The organism is Cognatishimia sp. MH4019 (assembly GCF_020177595.1).
Lineage (GTDB): Bacteria > Pseudomonadota > Alphaproteobacteria > Rhodobacterales > Rhodobacteraceae > JAHTBL01.
On the sequence record NZ_JAHTBL010000013.1, the window covers coordinates 40,141 to 54,854 of the forward strand.

General features: G+C 59.3%; 16 protein-coding genes. 7 read left to right on the forward strand and 9 right to left on the reverse strand.

Translation table 11 applies throughout. From position 1 onward, the window contains the following. Positions 1-2: 2 nt before the first annotated feature. From KUW67_RS17375 to KUW67_RS17390, 4 genes are all read right to left on the reverse strand, one after another. A complete protein-coding gene (locus KUW67_RS17375; RefSeq protein WP_224826603.1) occupies positions 3-506 on the reverse strand; it encodes a YbjN domain-containing protein in 504 nt (167 codons plus the stop codon). Between the two features lie 199 nt (positions 507-705). Beyond that, positions 706-1,527: a DMT family transporter gene (locus KUW67_RS17380; protein ID WP_224826604.1), complete on the reverse strand. Its 822-nt coding sequence runs from the start codon at positions 1,525-1,527 to the stop codon at positions 706-708. Positions 1,528-1,717: 190 nt separating this feature from the next. Then, positions 1,718-3,361 carry a chaperonin GroEL gene (gene groL, locus KUW67_RS17385; protein WP_224826605.1) on the reverse strand — a complete coding sequence of 548 codons (1,644 nt, stop codon included), beginning with the start codon at positions 3,359-3,361 and terminating at the stop codon, positions 1,718-1,720. Positions 3,362-3,408: 47 nt separating this feature from the next. Further along, positions 3,409-3,696: a co-chaperone GroES gene (locus KUW67_RS17390; RefSeq protein WP_224826606.1), complete on the reverse strand. Its 288-nt coding sequence runs from the start codon at positions 3,694-3,696 to the stop codon at positions 3,409-3,411. A 194-nt stretch (positions 3,697-3,890) separates the two neighbouring features. Here KUW67_RS17390 and KUW67_RS17395 point away from each other — a divergent pair, with 194 nt between their 5' ends. The 6 genes from KUW67_RS17395 (at position 3,891) to KUW67_RS17420 (ending at position 8,907) form a co-directional block, all read left to right on the forward strand. After that, positions 3,891-4,883 (forward strand): TraB/GumN family protein, encoded by a 993-nt coding sequence (locus KUW67_RS17395; RefSeq protein WP_224826607.1) that lies wholly within the window; start codon positions 3,891-3,893, stop codon positions 4,881-4,883. Between the two features lie 137 nt (positions 4,884-5,020). After that, complete coding sequence (locus tag KUW67_RS17400; RefSeq protein ID WP_224826608.1) at positions 5,021-5,941, forward strand: manganese-dependent inorganic pyrophosphatase; 921 nt, start codon at positions 5,021-5,023, stop codon at positions 5,939-5,941. A gap of 102 nt (positions 5,942-6,043) precedes the next feature. After that, complete coding sequence (locus KUW67_RS17405; protein WP_224826609.1) at positions 6,044-6,916, forward strand: TIGR01459 family HAD-type hydrolase; 873 nt, start codon at positions 6,044-6,046, stop codon at positions 6,914-6,916. Between the two features lie 99 nt (positions 6,917-7,015). Next, the gene (locus tag KUW67_RS17410; RefSeq protein WP_224826610.1) at positions 7,016-7,459 is read left to right on the forward strand and encodes a MaoC family dehydratase; all 444 of its coding nucleotides are present in this window, start codon (positions 7,016-7,018) and stop codon (positions 7,457-7,459) included. A gap of 39 nt (positions 7,460-7,498) precedes the next feature. After that, positions 7,499-8,431, forward strand: coding sequence for a bifunctional riboflavin kinase/FAD synthetase (locus tag KUW67_RS17415; protein ID WP_224826611.1), 933 nt, complete (start codon positions 7,499-7,501; stop codon positions 8,429-8,431). Further along, on the forward strand, positions 8,428-8,907 hold the full coding sequence (locus tag KUW67_RS17420) for a YcgN family cysteine cluster protein (protein WP_224826612.1): 480 nt from the start codon (positions 8,428-8,430) through the stop codon (positions 8,905-8,907). The genes KUW67_RS17415 and KUW67_RS17420 overlap by 4 nt, the downstream gene beginning before the upstream one ends. A gap of 36 nt (positions 8,908-8,943) precedes the next feature. Here KUW67_RS17420 and KUW67_RS17425 read toward each other — a convergent pair whose 3' ends face one another. Both KUW67_RS17425 and KUW67_RS17430 read right to left on the reverse strand, forming a co-directional pair. Next, positions 8,944-9,735, reverse strand: coding sequence for an alpha/beta fold hydrolase (locus KUW67_RS17425; RefSeq protein ID WP_224826613.1), 792 nt, complete (start codon positions 9,733-9,735; stop codon positions 8,944-8,946). Between the two features lie 2 nt (positions 9,736-9,737). Continuing rightward, a complete protein-coding gene (locus tag KUW67_RS17430; RefSeq protein ID WP_224826614.1) occupies positions 9,738-10,337 on the reverse strand; it encodes a 2-hydroxychromene-2-carboxylate isomerase in 600 nt (199 codons plus the stop codon). 107 nt (positions 10,338-10,444) lie between these two features. On the opposite strand from KUW67_RS17430, the gene KUW67_RS17435 reads away from it, so the two are divergent. Beyond that, positions 10,445-11,458, forward strand: coding sequence for a ribose-phosphate pyrophosphokinase (locus KUW67_RS17435; RefSeq protein ID WP_224826615.1), 1,014 nt, complete (start codon positions 10,445-10,447; stop codon positions 11,456-11,458). On the opposite strand, the gene KUW67_RS17440 is transcribed toward KUW67_RS17435, so the two are convergent. The 3 genes from KUW67_RS17440 to KUW67_RS17450 are packed head-to-tail and all read right to left on the reverse strand — an operon-like array spanning position 11,455 to position 14,554. Next, positions 11,455-11,952 carry a DUF3726 domain-containing protein gene (locus tag KUW67_RS17440; protein WP_224826616.1) on the reverse strand — a complete coding sequence of 166 codons (498 nt, stop codon included), beginning with the start codon at positions 11,950-11,952 and terminating at the stop codon, positions 11,455-11,457. The two genes, KUW67_RS17435 and KUW67_RS17440, sit on opposite strands and share 4 nt — an antisense overlap. Continuing rightward, entirely contained in the window at positions 11,928-13,577 is a 1,650-nt protein-coding gene (locus KUW67_RS17445; RefSeq protein WP_224826617.1) for a hypothetical protein, read from the reverse strand. The genes KUW67_RS17440 and KUW67_RS17445 overlap by 25 nt, the downstream gene beginning before the upstream one ends. After that, positions 13,574-14,554 (reverse strand): membrane dipeptidase, encoded by a 981-nt coding sequence (locus tag KUW67_RS17450; RefSeq protein ID WP_224826618.1) that lies wholly within the window; start codon positions 14,552-14,554, stop codon positions 13,574-13,576. The genes KUW67_RS17445 and KUW67_RS17450 overlap by 4 nt, the downstream gene beginning before the upstream one ends. Positions 14,555-14,714 lie beyond the last annotated feature (160 nt).

The following is a 14,714-nucleotide window of genomic DNA, read 5'->3' on the forward strand; positions in this document are numbered from 1 at the left end:
ACTTAGGCTCGTCCGTAAGCCTCGGCAATGGCAACCTGCAATGCCTGCTCAGGCGTTTGATCAGCCCAGCTGACCAGCTGGAACGCCGGGTAGAATCGCTCTGCCGAAAGCACGGCGGCGTTGATCAGCGTGTCGATCTGCTCGGCCGAGGCGTCTTGCCCACCGGTCAGAACGAGGCCGTAGCGATAGACCATCAGCTTTTGTTCATTCCAGTAGGTGAAGGCACCTGCCCAGCACATATCATTGGTTTTGTTGAGGATTTCGTATAGCTGAGGCAGCTTGTCCTCGGGCGGCTCCATCTCGAAGGTGCAGATCAGCCGCAGCGTTTCGTCATAGCCGGACCAGGCCAGCGTGATCGAATAGGTGCGCCACTGGCCTTCGACGGCCATTGCGATCTGATCATCGGCCACGCGGTCGAAATCCCAATCGTGGTGCTCTGCGATATGCTCGACGATGTCGATGGGGTGAAGGTCTTCTGTTTCCAGATACTGCTCGGTCAATGCCATGGCGCGCCTCGCTTTTTGCTTTAGCTGCTGGGCCTGGCAGCGGCCCAACGGCTTGGTGCCTGCTCTATGGAAGGGTGCTTTGCCTGCCTTCCATACCATATATCGTGCGAGCAAAGAGGGTGACCTGTAAAGCTATATTTTGGTGACACCCGCAATAAGTTGTGGACGAAATTGGGGATGACGCAAGATTGGGCGCTGCTCAGCGGCGGATCAGGGACAACCCGATACCGCCCAAAACCAGCGCTGTGGCGAGGGCAAAGCGAAGCGTCAGCTCCTCTGACAGGAAGAGGATGCCGCCGGATAGCGCGATGATTGGCACCGTCAGTTGGGCCAGCGCCGCGGTTGTGGATGCGATACGCGGCAGCACCAGATACCACAGCGCATAACCCAACCCCGAGGTCAGCGCGCCTGCCACGATGGCCAGCACGGTTCCCGGCCAGTTGATCGTGTCTTGCAACACCAGCGCGATGGCCAGCACGGGGGGCGTGGCATATATAAAGTTCATCGCGGTGTCTTGCAGCGGGTCCGACGCACCGCGCCCCACCAGCGAATAAAGCCCCCAGCCGAGTGCCCCCAGCGTCATTAATGCGACGCCCGAAAGCGCCGGGGCCGCCGTTCCGCCGGGCCACATCAGGTAGATCAACCCAGCAAAGGCGATGGCCGCTCCGGCCCAGCGCTGGGGCGAAATCTGTTCCCGCGCGATCAGCGCTCCGGCGAACATGGTGACCTGCACGCCCCCAAAGAGGATCAGCGCGCCCACGCCTGCATCCAGCGTCACATAAGCGAAGGAAAAGCCGATTATGTAGATCAGAAGGCTCGCAGCCCCTGCGGGACGCAAAGACCAGTTGGCAGGCCGGGTTCGCATCGCCACCAAAGCGGCCAATGCAAGCGCGCCTGAAAGCATCCGGATCGCGGCAAAGCTGGCCGGTCCCATCCCTGCGTCGACCAAGGCCAGACGGTTCAGGACCGAGTTGGACGCAAAGGCGATCATCACCAGACAGACGAGTAAGAACAAGCGCATCATCTGCGCATATCGGCTTGCTTCACCTTTGTCGAAATATTCTCGCCGAAGGCATGTCAGGCGGGGGGCCAAAAAGCGAAGGGGCCACAGTGAATGCGGCCCCTTACTAATTTAAAGCGACTTTCCCTTTCGGTATTTTGCCTGTGGCAAAAACCTATCGGGCGACGTCGATCCTGACGGATCGACTTGCTTACATCATGCCGCCCATGCCGCCCATGTCGGGCATGCCGCCACCAGCAGGCGCGCCTTCTTTGGCGGGCTTGTCGGCAACCATGGCTTCCGTCGTGATCAGCAGACCGGCGATGGAGGCTGCATCCTCAAGTGCCGTGCGCACGACCTTTGCAGGGTCGATCACGCCGAACTTGAACATGTCGCCATATTCTTCGGTCTGTGCGTTGAAGCCGAAGGTCAGGTCGTCGCTCTCGCGGATTTTGCCCGCAACAACGGCACCGTCGACACCGGCATTCTCAGCAATCTGACGCAGCGGCGCTTCCAGCGCGCGGCGCACGATGGCGATGCCAGCTTCCTGATCGGAATTGTCGGCGCTCAGACCTTCCAGCGCTTTGCCGCCCTGAACCAGAGCAACACCGCCGCCGACAACAACACCTTCCTGCACAGCAGCACGGGTTGCGTTCAGCGCATCGTCAACGCGGTCTTTACGCTCTTTGACTTCCACTTCGGTCATGCCGCCAACGCGGATGACAGCAACACCGCCAGCCAGTTTGGCCACACGCTCTTGCAGCTTCTCGCGGTCGTAGTCCGAGGTTGTTTCCTCGATCTGCTGACGGATCTGGCCAACGCGGGCTTCGATCTCGGCCTTCTCACCGGAGCCGTCCACGATCGTGGTTTCGTCCTTGGTGATCGAGACTTTCTTGGCGTTGCCCAGCATGTCCATCGTGACGGACTCAAGCTTCATGCCCAGATCTTCCGAGATGACCTGACCACCGGTCAGGATCGCGATATCCTGCAGCATGGCTTTGCGGCGATCGCCGAAGCCCGGTGCTTTGACAGCCGCGATTTTCAGACCGCCGCGCAGCTTGTTGACGACCAGCGTGGCCAGAGCCTCGCCTTCGACGTCTTCTGCGATGATCAACAGCGGCTTTTGAGACTGGATCACCGACTCGAGCAGCGGAACCATCGGCTGCAGCGAAGACAGTTTCTTCTCGTGCAGCAGGATCATGCAGTCCTCAAGGTCTGCGATCATCTTGTCGGGGTTCGTCACGAAGTAAGGCGACAGGTAACCGCGGTCGAACTGCATCCCTTCGACAACGTCGGTCTCAGTCTCGAGGCCTTTGTTTTCCTCGACAGTGATGACACCCTCGTTGCCGACCTTCTGCATCGCATCTGCGATCTGACGACCGATTTCAACTTCACCATTGGCAGAAATCGTGCCGACCTGTGCAACCTCGTCAGAGTCCTTGACTTCGCGTGCGGCACCTTTGATGGCCTCGACCACTTTGGTCGTCGCCAGATCAATACCGCGCTTGAGGTCCATCGGGTTCATGCCAGCGGCAACCGATTTCATGCCTTCTTTGACGATGGACTGCGCCAGAACCGTCGCAGTGGTCGTGCCGTCGCCGGCTTCGTCATTGGTGCGGCTGGCCACTTCTTTGACCATCTGCGCGCCCATGTTCTCGAACTTGTCCTCAAGCTCGATCTCTTTGGCGACAGATACACCGTCTTTTGTGATGCGCGGGGCACCGAAGGATTTGTCGAGAACCACGTTGCGGCCTTTGGGGCCCAGCGTGACTTTGACAGCGTCAGCCAGAATGTTGACGCCTTTCAGCATCTTATTGCGGGCATCCGTGTCGAATTTGACGTCTTTAGCAGCCATGTTTAGCGCTCCTGAATGTCAGATTGTTTCGTTTGAAAAGGGCGAGATCAGGCGATGATGCCCAGAATGTCGCTTTCCTTCATCATCAACAGCTCTTCGCCGTCGACTGTGACTTCGGTGCCGGACCACTTGCCAAACAGGATCTTGTCACCCTCTTTGACAGCCATCTCAATCAGCTCGCCGCTGTCCTTGCGGGCGCCGTCACCACATGCGATCACTTCGCCCTCGGCGGGCTTCTCTTTCGCGCTTTCGGGGATGATAAGTCCGCCAGCAGTTTTCTCGTCGCTTTCCGTGCGGCGTACCAGCACGCGGTCATGAAGCGGTTTCAATGCCATCTTTGCAGCTCCTTGGCTCAAAGTTTCTCCCAATGTTAGCACTCAGCTACTCCGAGTGATAACGCAGCGGACATAAGCAAGCCGCGTTTGGCTGTCAACCGATCTGATCGCGAAAATGCGATCCATTTTGCGAAGGCCCGTTGCGCAGCCTGGCTGGCCTTCGTAGCCTTGCGGCGACCAATGCGAGGAAACCGATGCGACATATCCTGCTGCTTTGCTGTCTGATCTGCTTTGGCACGCCTGCTTTTGCGCGCTGCGAGGGGGCATCAGTGCTCGACAGTCTTTCCGCGCCGCAACAGGCCGAGCTTGAACAGACCGTCGCACAGACACCCTTCCCCAAAGGTCTGCTTTGGCGCGCCGAAAAAGGCGATACTGTCCTGCATCTGATCGGCACGATGCATATCTATGACCCGCGCCTTGATCCCATCCTCGCCCGCATCCAGCCGCTGATCCCCGCAGCCGATCTGATCCTGCTGGAAACCACCAAATCCGCCGAGGCGCAGATGCAGTCCGATATGGCCAGCCGCCCCGAGCTGCTGTTCATAACAGAGGGCCCCACCCTGCCCGATCTGCTGCCCGAACCGATCTGGCAGACCCTTGCCAATCAGGCCCGCGCACGCCAGATCCCCGCGTTCATGGCCGCCAAGTTTCAGCCCTGGTATCTGTCGCTGATGCTCGCCGTGCCCCCTTGCGCGATGGAGGCGATGGTCAGCGGGCAACGCGGCCTCGACCACATGATTATGGACCAGGCAGAGATCGCGGGTGTGCCCACCCAGGCGCTTGAGCCCTACGACACGCTCTTCACCCTCTTCGGCCAGGAACCGATGGCCGAACAGATCGAGATGCTGCAAGCCACGATCGCGATGAACCGCGACGCAGACGCGCTTTTTGCGACCTTGCTCGCGACCTATTTCGCCGAGCAACACGTGAAAGCCTGGCACATCTCCCGGCTCGCAGCCTATGACATGCCCGGTGTCTCACCGGACGCCATTGATGCAATGTTCACCGAGATGGAAGACGTGCTGCTGATCCGCCGCAACCGCAACTGGATGCCCGTCATCGCAGAGGCCACCCGCCAACATGACACGCTGATGATCGCCATGGGTGCCGCCCATCTGGGTGGCCGGGACGGCGTGCTGAACCTGCTCGCCCAAGACGGCTACACGCTCACGCGCCTGCCCCTCTGAGCTTTCGCTTTTTCCAAATATCCCCGCCGGAGGCATCCTGCGGTGCGCAAGGTCGCACCCCTCTGACAGGGCCGTGACAAGCCCGCCACCGCGGTTTAAACCACGCGCAAATTCGCCGCTATTCGCAGGATCCTGACATGAGCACACTCATCTTCGGCCACAAAGCCCCCGACACCGACAGCACCGGGTCGCCCCTGATCTGGGCGTGGTATCTCAACCATATCAAGGATCAGCACGCCGAGCCGGTTCTGCTGGGTGAGCCCAACACCGAAGCCGCTTTCATGCTGGAGCGTTGGAACCTGCCCAAGCCGCGCATCATCGACGATGTCGAGGATGATCAGGCGGCAATCATCGTCGATACGAACAACCCCGCCGAACTGCCCGCCAACATCAACAATGCCGATGTGCAGGCTATCATCGACCACCACAAGCTGGTCGGCGGGCTGGAGACCAAAGGCCCCATCGACATCACCGTGCGCCCTGTCGCCTGCACGGCCACGATCATGTATGAACTGATCGGCAAGGACGTCGCCCAGATGCCCAACGAGATCAAAGGCGCGATGCTGTCCTGCATCCTGTCCGACACGCTGGCTTTCCGTTCTCCCACCACGACCCAAGCGGATGAGGCGCTTGCCTGGGGTCTGGCCAAAGACCTCGATCTCGACCCGCATGAATACGCAGACGAGCTTTTCGCTGCGAAATCCGACGTCTCTGCCTTCTCGGACGCAGAATTGCTGCGCATGGACAGCAAGGAATATGCCGTGGACGGCACCAAATTCCGTGTTTCCGTGCTGGAAACCACAAAGCCCGCGATCATTCTGGACCGCAAAGCCTCCATCATGGACACGATGAGCACCGTCGCGTCTGAGGACGGCGTCGATCAGGTTCTGCTCTTCGTCGTGGATATCCTGAACGAGGAAGCCACGATGCTGGTCCCGAACGATCTGACCAAATCCGTCGCCGAGAAATCCTTTGATGCATCCGTCTCTGGCGACACGGTCGTGCTGCCCGGGGTCATGTCCCGCAAGAAGCAGATCATCCCGAACCTCAAGCTTTGAGCACCAAATAAATCAAAAGAATAAAGAGCGTCCCGGCGGGGCGCTCTTTTCATTTGGATCAAAGCCGCGCATGAAGCGTTAAGCTCGAACTATGAGGCGCCCATGACCCAGATCATCCAGTCCCTGTCCGATATCTCTGCCCGCTACGACGCGCTTTTCGTCGATCTGTGGGGCTGCGTGCATGACGGGCTCAAACCCTTCCCTTCTGCAGTCAAAGCGCTGCAGGCCTACCGCGCCCAAGGCGGTACAGTCGTGCTGGTCACGAACTCCCCCCGCCCGCGCCTCGCCGTTGAGGCGCAGCTGGGCGAGATCGGCGTCGCCCGCGACGCTTGGGACGTCGTCGCCACCTCAGGCGACAGTGCGCGCGCCGCAATGTTCCGCGGTGTTGTCGGCCAAAAGGTCTATGTCATGGGGCAGGAACATGACGCACCGTTTTTCGACGAAATTTCGGTTGTTGAAGACCCGGTCGAGATCATCAAAACCCCGCTCGATCAAGCCGATGGCATCGTTTGCCTTGGTCCCGAAGACCCCTATGCCGATCCGGATGTAAACCGACCCGACTTTCTTTATGCCACGCAAAAGGGCCTGAAACTGCTCTGCGCGAACCCCGATATCGTCGTGGATCGCGGCGACAAACGCGAATGGTGCGCTGGCGCTTTGGCCAAGCTCTACACCGATATGGGCGGAGAGAGCCTCTATTTCGGCAAACCCCATCCGCCGATCTACGATCTGGCCCGCCGCCGTCTGGTCGCGATGGGTAAAGATGTGCCGGATGCCAGTATTCTGGCCATCGGCGACGGGATTCTGACCGACATCAAGGGCGCCATGGGAGAGGATATCGATTCTCTCTTCATTTCTGGTGGTCTGGCCGCCGTAGAAACCAAAACGTCGCATGACCCTGAAGAAGATGCGCTAACCGCTTACCTTCAAAAGGAAATGTCCAATCCAACCTTCACGATAGGTCACCTTCGCTGACCCTCTATTTGCTTGATTTTCTGCATTTGCAAAGTAATAAAGTTACCAAATCTTAGGGTAACGATTATATTTGTTACCTAGCGAATGCAGGAGACAGGCATGTTGGATAACCAGCCCCGCGGCACGATTTGCATCGAAGATCTTGAGATCGGCATGGTCCGCTATCTCCGCAAGGAAGTGACAGACCGCGACATTGAACTCTTTGCCGAGGTCTCGACCGACCGCAATCCGGTGCATCTGGACGACGCCTATGCGATGGACACCATCTTCGAGGGTCGCATCGCCCACGGGATGCTGACCGCTGGCCTGATTTCTGCGGTAATCGGTGAACAGCTGCCCGGTCACGGCACGGTCTATCTGGGCCAGTCTTTGAAATTCATGGCGCCCGTGCGCCCCGGCGACATGGTCTATGCCGAGGTCAAGGTGATCGACATCGACCACTCTCGCCGCCGCGTCCAGCTTGAGACCCATTGCGCCGTCGGCGACACGGTTGTGCTGAAAGGCGAAGCCACGGTTCTGGCCCCCTCGCGCAAGTTCGACTGAGCGCTTGCACCGCGCGGTTGGCGAGGCTAACCCAACTTTATGCGGATTATCCGGGACATCCAGTTTGTAGACCCTCAGGATCGCGGCGCCAGCGCCGCGATTGGCAATTTTGACGGGGTGCATCTGGGCCATCAGGCCGTAATCGACATTGCCCGCAAAGCCGGAACAGCGATCAACGCCCCACTTGGCGTGATGACGTTCGAGCCGCATCCCCGCGAGTTTTTTGCCAAGGATGCCCCACCCTTCCGTCTGATGAACGCCGAAGCGAAGGCCAACCGCCTCGAAAAGCTGGGGGTCCAGCGGCTTTACGAGATCAGTTTCAACGCGCGCCTTTCCAGCCTAACCGCGCGTGCGTTCGCGCAAGACATCATAGCCGATGCGCTTGGGCTGAAGCATGTCGTGGTGGGCCGCGATTTCTGTTTCGGCAAAGGCCGCACCGGGACCTCTGCGATGCTGGAGAGCTTCGGGGCCGAGATGGGCTTTGGCGTGACCATTGCCGATCTGGTTCGGGGCGATCACGGGCATATCTCGTCCACCAATATCCGCGATGCGCTGTCGGATGGACGCCCCGAAGATGCCGCCAAGATGCTGGGCCACTACCACCGCATCGAAGGCGAAGTGATCCGCGGCGACCAACGCGGCAGGCATCTGGGCTATCCCACCGCGAACATGTCGATCACAGGCCTGCACCCGCCGAAATTCGGCGTCTACGCCGTGCGCGTCGATGTTTTAAGCGGCCCACATCAGGGCAGCTATGACGGTGCCAGCTCTATCGGCGTGCGGCCCATGTTTGGCGAGAACGTGCCCAATTGCGAGACGTTTCTCTTTGATTTCAAAGGCGATCTCTATGGCGAACATTTGTCGGTCGCTCTGGTCGACTTCTTGCGCCCAGAGATGAAATTCGACGGTGTTGATGCGCTTGTGACGCAAATGGGGGCTGATTGCGACCGCGCCCGCGCGATCCTTGCATGAGCTTCAAAGACCCCATTCAGCGCGACGGCCTGCGCGCGCGTTTCTGGGAGCGGGTCCCGCTGAAAAACCTGACCCCAAAGGAGTGGGAAGCGCTATGCGATGGCTGCGGCAAGTGTTGCCTGAACAAACTGGAAGACGAGGACACGCAAGAGGTCGCTCTGACCCGCGTTGCCTGCCGTCTGCTGGATGATCAAACCTGCCGCTGCGCCCAATATGACATCCGCCTGCAATTCGTGCCGGAATGCGTGCAGCTTTCCCCCAAGACCCTGCCCAACATCGCCTATTGGATGCCTGAAACCTGCGCCTACAGGCTGCTGCACGAGGGCAAAGCGCTTTACGATTGGCACCCGCTGATTTCAGGCGATCCGCAAAGTGTGCATGACGCCGGTGTTTCGGTTCAGGGCTGGACCGTGCCGGAATTCGAGGTGCCCGAAGAGGACTGGGAAGACCATATCATCGACGAGCCAAAGGGCTAAACCGTCTGGAATATGGACGTTGCGCAAAGGTGAAGATCAGAGCGTTTCGCGGAAGGCTTTGATGAGCGGTGCATAAAGCCGGGGGTGACTGATGGGGCCCATATGGCCAGTGCCATTAACCAGAACGCTTTGGGCGTTGGGCAGGCGCCGGGATAGCGCATCGTTGATCGTAGCCGTCACTGGCGCGGATTGATCCGCCGCGATCAAAAGCGTCGGGATATCAAGAGCTTCAAGGCGGCCAGGTGCCAATTGGCCTGCGTTGTCATCTTCGATCGCAGGGGCGCCTGCAGGGATCAGGTGAATGCGGTCGGTGATATAGCGGCGTTGCGCGTCTGGAAGGCTCTCCCATGGCGCACCCGTTCCCCAGATATCGGTGAAAAGGCGTGCTGCGTTTTCCGGGTCGCCTGCCTCTATCGCTTTGATGAAAGGGGCGAACGCCGCGTGATGGGCCTCGTATGCCGGCGTGCCACGGGCAGCCGCGAAAAAGACGGGCTCAATCAAGGTCAACGACCGGACGCGGTCGGGATGATCAAGCGCCAGCCGCAACGCAACCGTTGCCCCGAAGGAATGCGCAACCACATGGAGCGGTGTGTCGCAGAAACTGCGCGCTATTTCAGCCGTTTGACTTTGATAATCGCTCTGCCCGTCCCAATCAGCGCTGCGGCCATGGCCTGGCATGTCGAAGGCAATGCCCTGCAAACCACTTACAGCAATCAGCGGAGCCCACGCTCCTTGATGCGCAAGCGAGCAGTGGATGAAAAGCGTATCGGGATCCGCACCAAAGGTCTTTGAATAGACCGACAGCCCCGCACGGCTATGAACCGGCAAATCTAGAGCTTGCCAGCCAGATGCGCGTCCAGATCGTCAATCCGGTCTTGCCCCCAGAACCTCTGATCGGCGTCGGTGATATAGAACGGCGCACCAAAGGCACCGGCGGCGACCGCGTCTTCCAGATTGCGGGCGTAGGTTTCAGCACCTTGTAGCAAACCGCTATCGGCAAGAGACGGATCAAAGCCCGCCGCACTCAGGCAATCTTTGATGACATCGTCCTGCGCGATGTCTTTTTCACCCGCCCAGCACGCCGACGTCAGACCATGCACCAGTTGGCCAAGATCACCGCCACCGGCGTCTTGCGCGGCAATAATCGCATAGGCCGAGGGGGCCATGTTCGTGGGCCAATGGGCGGGCTTGATGTTCAGCGCGAGGCCCAGTTTCTTGGCCTGCCGCGTCATCTCTTGCAGACGCCATTCCTGACGATTGGGGTGGCGATCTTTTGGAGGTGTTCCGCCCGTTCGCGCGAAAAGCCCCATGATATCGAGCGGCTTATAGGTGATCGTCGCGCCATGTTTGGCCGCAACCTCCTCCAACCGGGTGCCTGCGAGGTAGGTGTAGGGCGAAATTGTTGCGAAATAGTAGTCGATATGGGCCATTTGTGCCTCCCGCGCGTGGCAAATCTTTGCGGCAGCCTAGACCCATGGTAGGGGGTGTCAACGTCACGATTCTGTCACAGACCGAAAGCCCCGGGGGACCCTTCCATATGCCTAGTATCGTTGAGCCGAAACTGATTTCCGGCAACGCCAACCGTCCCCTGTCAGAGGCTGTGGCCCGCCGAATGTCGATGCATCGGGGTGTGAATGTCGAGCTGGTCGAGGCGCGGGTCGAGCGGTTCAACGATCAGGAAATCTTTGTCGAAGTGTTCGAGAATGTGCGCGGCGAGGATATGTTCATTATCCAGCCAACGTCGAACCCGGCAAACGATAACCTTATGGAATTGTTGATTATGTCGGATGCGCTTAAGCGCTCATCTGCCGCGCGGATCACGGCCGTGATCCCCTATTTCGGCTATGCCCGTCAGGACCGCCGCACCAAGGCCCGCACGCCGATTTCGGCCAAGCTGGTGGCCAACATGATTGTCGAGGCAGGCATTGAACGCGTGCTGACGATGGATCTGCACGCCGCGCAAATCCAGGGCTTTTTCGATATTCCGGTGGATAACCTCTATGCCGCGCCGATCTTTGCGCTGGATATCAAATCGGCCTTCGGGTCGATGGAGGATGTCATGGTGATCTCGCCCGATGTGGGCGGTGTGGCGCGCGCGCGCGAATTGGCGCAACGCATCGGCGCGCCGCTGGCCATTGTTGATAAACGTCGCGAGAAAGCAGGCGAAGTGGCGGAGATGACTGTGATCGGCGACGTGACCGGCAAGCGCTGCATCATCGTGGACGACATGTGCGACACGGCTGGCACGCTATGCAAAGCGGCCGAAGTTCTGGTCGGTGCCGGGGCCACCGAAGTGCACAGCTATATCACGCACGGTGTGATGTCCGGCCCGGCCGTCGAGCGGGTGAGCAAATCGGTCATGAAATCTCTGGTGATCACGGATTCGATTCAGCCGACCGAGGCAGTCAAAGGCTGCAAGAACATCCGCATCGTGCCGACCGCGCCGATGTTCGCGCAAGCGATCCTAAACATCTGGAACGGCACCAGCGTGTCGTCGCTTTTCGAGACCAATACGCTGGGACCGATCTACGAAGGTCTTTACAAAGGTTAATCGTTGTCGGTCAGGCCAGCGCCTGCACCCTTCTCGCGAGAGGCCTCGGTTGCGGGGACGTAAGTGCGCGCGGCGAATGTTTGGAGCTGACCCCAAAGCGCACCATCCACCATTTTGCGACGCGGGATTGGCTTAGCGATTTGTGCGGCGTCTTTCGCCACGACCTGCGCCCCTTTGAGGATTACAATCCGCTGCACACGAAACCCCGCTGAGGCGACAAGCGCGCGGGCGGCGCGACTGTCGGCAATCTCGGATTGCCCCTCGCAAAGCGCGGTATCGATGGCTTCAATCACCGCTGTGACATGCCCGCTTTCCATCTCGCGGAGCAGCTGGGCCAATGTCTCGTTCAGCTCGTCGGATGCAAGAATGAAAGGTGCCGCGGCGGCGATGTCCTCGGCAACGCCCAAGGGCAACCCCAGCCCGCGCCCTGCTTTGAGAAGACTTGCCTGAAGCTCGGCCACAGACGGGATCATGAGGGCAAACTCGCCAGCCACCAATCATCCGGAGCATCCAACTCATCCGCAAGCGGGGCGCCCTGCACAAGGGCAATTCGCGTCCAAAGCGTTGATTTCGGATCGAATTTCGTGGCCCCAAAGAAAGCAAGTTTGCAGCGGAGCATATCAATCGGATGTGTTGTCTTTGAAATCAGGTTCTCGCGAATCTCGGCATATGGGTGAGTCTTGAGCGTTTGGACCCGGCGCAACGCGCAGCGATGTTCGGGATGCGCACGCAAGAACTGGCCCACATTACCATCGGCGTCTGCAAGGTCGTGTGCCATCGCCTGCACCTGTCGCGCAATATCCAACGGGCTTTCAAGATCGGCCCCGTCTTCGCTGTGACGATCACCCAGACGCGGCTCAAGTTTCTCTTCCGAGACATACCAGAATTGGGCGGTCTCAGAAAGCGCGTCAAAGTCATAGTCCAGCATCCACGCGGCTTCTGCATCGAGCAGCGCACGCAAGTCAGCGGCAGACATCAACGGATCAAGCTGAGTGCCAAACGGGTCGGTCATACACTCGGTCAAGCCATCAATCAGATCGCCGAACGGCTCAAGCACCATTGCGACCAGAAGCTCTTGCGTGTCAATCGACAGCGCCTCTGACCAACGGATCACCGCGTCTATCGGGCGTGCCGAGGTTAACAGCTCCGGCGTCAGATGGCCCGCAACTGTTAACCATTCGCCGCGCATGACCTCGATTCGCGCCTGATGCTCAGGGTCCGGCACTTGCCATTCCGCCAGATGGGACGCGACACGTTCAAGCAGCGTATAAAGCGCCATGATCTGCGCCTCGTCCAACGCCTCCACAGCGCGGACGCGGGCAAGCGCCGTCTCGCGCACCAGCATCCAGTTGTTCAGCAAAACCGGGTGGCTGACCAGGAACGGGGCCATGCCAAGACCGGTCGCATTGCCGATCCCAAGATGACGCTTGAGGTCGCGATCAATCTTTGCACCGCCCACATGTTCGGCCAGGTCATGGGTGAAGCCGCGGATCAGCCAGACGGTCAGCATTTCAGCCATGAAAGGGCCAGAAAGACCTGGACGATCCTCGATCAAGGCGCGGTCTGCAATGCCGAATTTGCCATTGCCATAAACAGCCGTCGTGCGCATCAGATAGCCGATCTTACGGATCATATCCGGGTCGGGCTGTCGCCCACCGCGCAGCCGTTCGACCACATGATTAAAAAGCCGCACAGATTTATTGGCGCGGCTCAACACCAGATCGCGTTCGGTGAAGCGCCCGGCCTCTTGCAGGGGCGCATTGGCGACAATACGGGCAATCTCCGCCGCGTCCGGCACGCCGTCATAAAGCACGTAAGCGGTATCCCAAGCCTCGGCAATCACCCGGTCCGAGCGTTGATCGGCGGGCAGATCGGTGGACACCGCAACCAGCGAATAGACATGCCCGCCCAGCGAGACCGAATAGACCGCATGGCCGAAGCCATCGTCGGATATCTGCCAAACCGGTCGCGTTACCCGCGCGCCTTCCGCCCCCAGACGGCGCAAAAGCGTGCGCAGAAAGGAGAGCCGCGTGGGAAAGCTCGCCCCCATCCGCGCCAAGCGCATCACCTGCGCGGGCGGGCGCAGATCAAGCTGTGGGATATCGGGCAAATCTCTCATGCGGGGCCAAAACTTTCCTCATAGAAGCGAAGCCAGTTCCCCCCCATGATACCGTCTGCCTCCGGCTCTGAGAAGCCCACGCGGTGCAGACCGTCGCGGATATTGCCGAAATCGCGATTATCTTTGAACCAATCAGGCATCGGCGGGAACCCGGCATTATCGGCAGAGCCTTCGCCATAATCTATCTCTTTGCTCCACCGGCCGACGCGCATCCACTCGACGACGCTGTCGGGCTGGTCCTGACAAAGGTCGGTGCCAATCCCCAGATGCCGCGCCCCATACCGCGAGGCCGCCTCTGCGATCATGGTGCAAAAATCTTCCAGCGTGCAGGACCCGCCCCCTTTCAGATGATGGGGGTAGACCGAAAATCCCAGCATTCCGCCCCGGCCTGTCAGTGCTCGCAACACCTCATCGGATTTGTTGCGCCGCGCGGCATGCCACCACGCAGGATTTGCATGCGTGATCGCAATGGGTCGGCTGGAGTGATCAATCGCCTCAAGGGTCGAACGGTCCGCCGAATGGCTCATATCAACGACCAGCCCGACGCGGTTCATTTCGGACACGGCTTGCTTGCCGAACCGTGTCAGACCGGTGTCATCGTCTTCATAACAGCCCGTCGCGAGCAGCGATTGGTTGTTATAGGTCAACTGCATAAAGCGCACGCCCAGCTGATGGCAAATCTCGATCAGGCCGATATCGTCCTCAATCGGGCTGGGGTTCTGAAATCCGAAAAAGATCGCAGTGCGGTCCGTTTCTTGCGCTTTGCGCACATCCGCGGCGGTGGTGCCCTTGAAGATAAGGTCGGGGAAACGTTCAAACCAGCGGTTCCACGCCTCAAGCTGCAGCACCATTTCGCGGAAGCTCTCGTGATAGGCGATGGTGACATGGACAGCGTCAACACCACCTGCCCGCATCTGACGAAAAATCGTCTCGGACCAGTTGGCGTATTGCAGATTATCAATCAAAGGCGCGCGCATGGGCGAACATTGGCCGCATAGGGCGCTCAATTCCAGCCGATTTTGTTGAAAAACTCTTCTTTTCTGACGCTTTGGTTTGCGTCATCGCGTTAATTTACTGGGATGTCCGAAGTAGGACCGCGCTCTTACTCAAAGGCTGGGTCCATCGGCTTGAGCTTTG

Coding starts and splice junctions, on each gene's coding strand:
- KUW67_RS17400 (WP_224826608.1), top strand. CDS start 5,021: ATGAGCACACTCATCTTCGGCCACAAAGCCCCCGACACCGACAGCACC.
- KUW67_RS17405 (WP_224826609.1), top strand. CDS start 6,044: ATGACCCAGATCATCCAGTCCCTGTCCGATATCTCTGCCCGCTACGAC.
- groL (WP_224826605.1), bottom strand. CDS start 3,361: ATGGCTGCTAAAGACGTCAAATTCGACACGGATGCCCGCAATAAGATG.
- KUW67_RS17445 (WP_224826617.1), bottom strand. CDS start 13,577: ATGAGAGATTTGCCCGATATCCCACAGCTTGATCTGCGCCCGCCCGCG.
- KUW67_RS17390 (WP_224826606.1), bottom strand. CDS start 3,696: ATGGCATTGAAACCGCTTCATGACCGCGTGCTGGTACGCCGCACGGAA.
- KUW67_RS17410 (WP_224826610.1), top strand. CDS start 7,016: ATGTTGGATAACCAGCCCCGCGGCACGATTTGCATCGAAGATCTTGAG.
- KUW67_RS17420 (WP_224826612.1), top strand. CDS start 8,428: ATGAGCTTCAAAGACCCCATTCAGCGCGACGGCCTGCGCGCGCGTTTC.
- KUW67_RS17415 (WP_224826611.1), top strand. CDS start 7,499: ATGCGGATTATCCGGGACATCCAGTTTGTAGACCCTCAGGATCGCGGC.
- KUW67_RS17380 (WP_224826604.1), bottom strand. CDS start 1,527: ATGCGCTTGTTCTTACTCGTCTGTCTGGTGATGATCGCCTTTGCGTCC.
- KUW67_RS17435 (WP_224826615.1), top strand. CDS start 10,445: ATGCCTAGTATCGTTGAGCCGAAACTGATTTCCGGCAACGCCAACCGT.
- KUW67_RS17450 (WP_224826618.1), bottom strand. CDS start 14,554: ATGCGCGCGCCTTTGATTGATAATCTGCAATACGCCAACTGGTCCGAG.
- KUW67_RS17375 (WP_224826603.1), bottom strand. CDS start 506: ATGGCATTGACCGAGCAGTATCTGGAAACAGAAGACCTTCACCCCATC.
- KUW67_RS17395 (WP_224826607.1), top strand. CDS start 3,891: ATGCGACATATCCTGCTGCTTTGCTGTCTGATCTGCTTTGGCACGCCT.
- KUW67_RS17430 (WP_224826614.1), bottom strand. CDS start 10,337: ATGGCCCATATCGACTACTATTTCGCAACAATTTCGCCCTACACCTAC.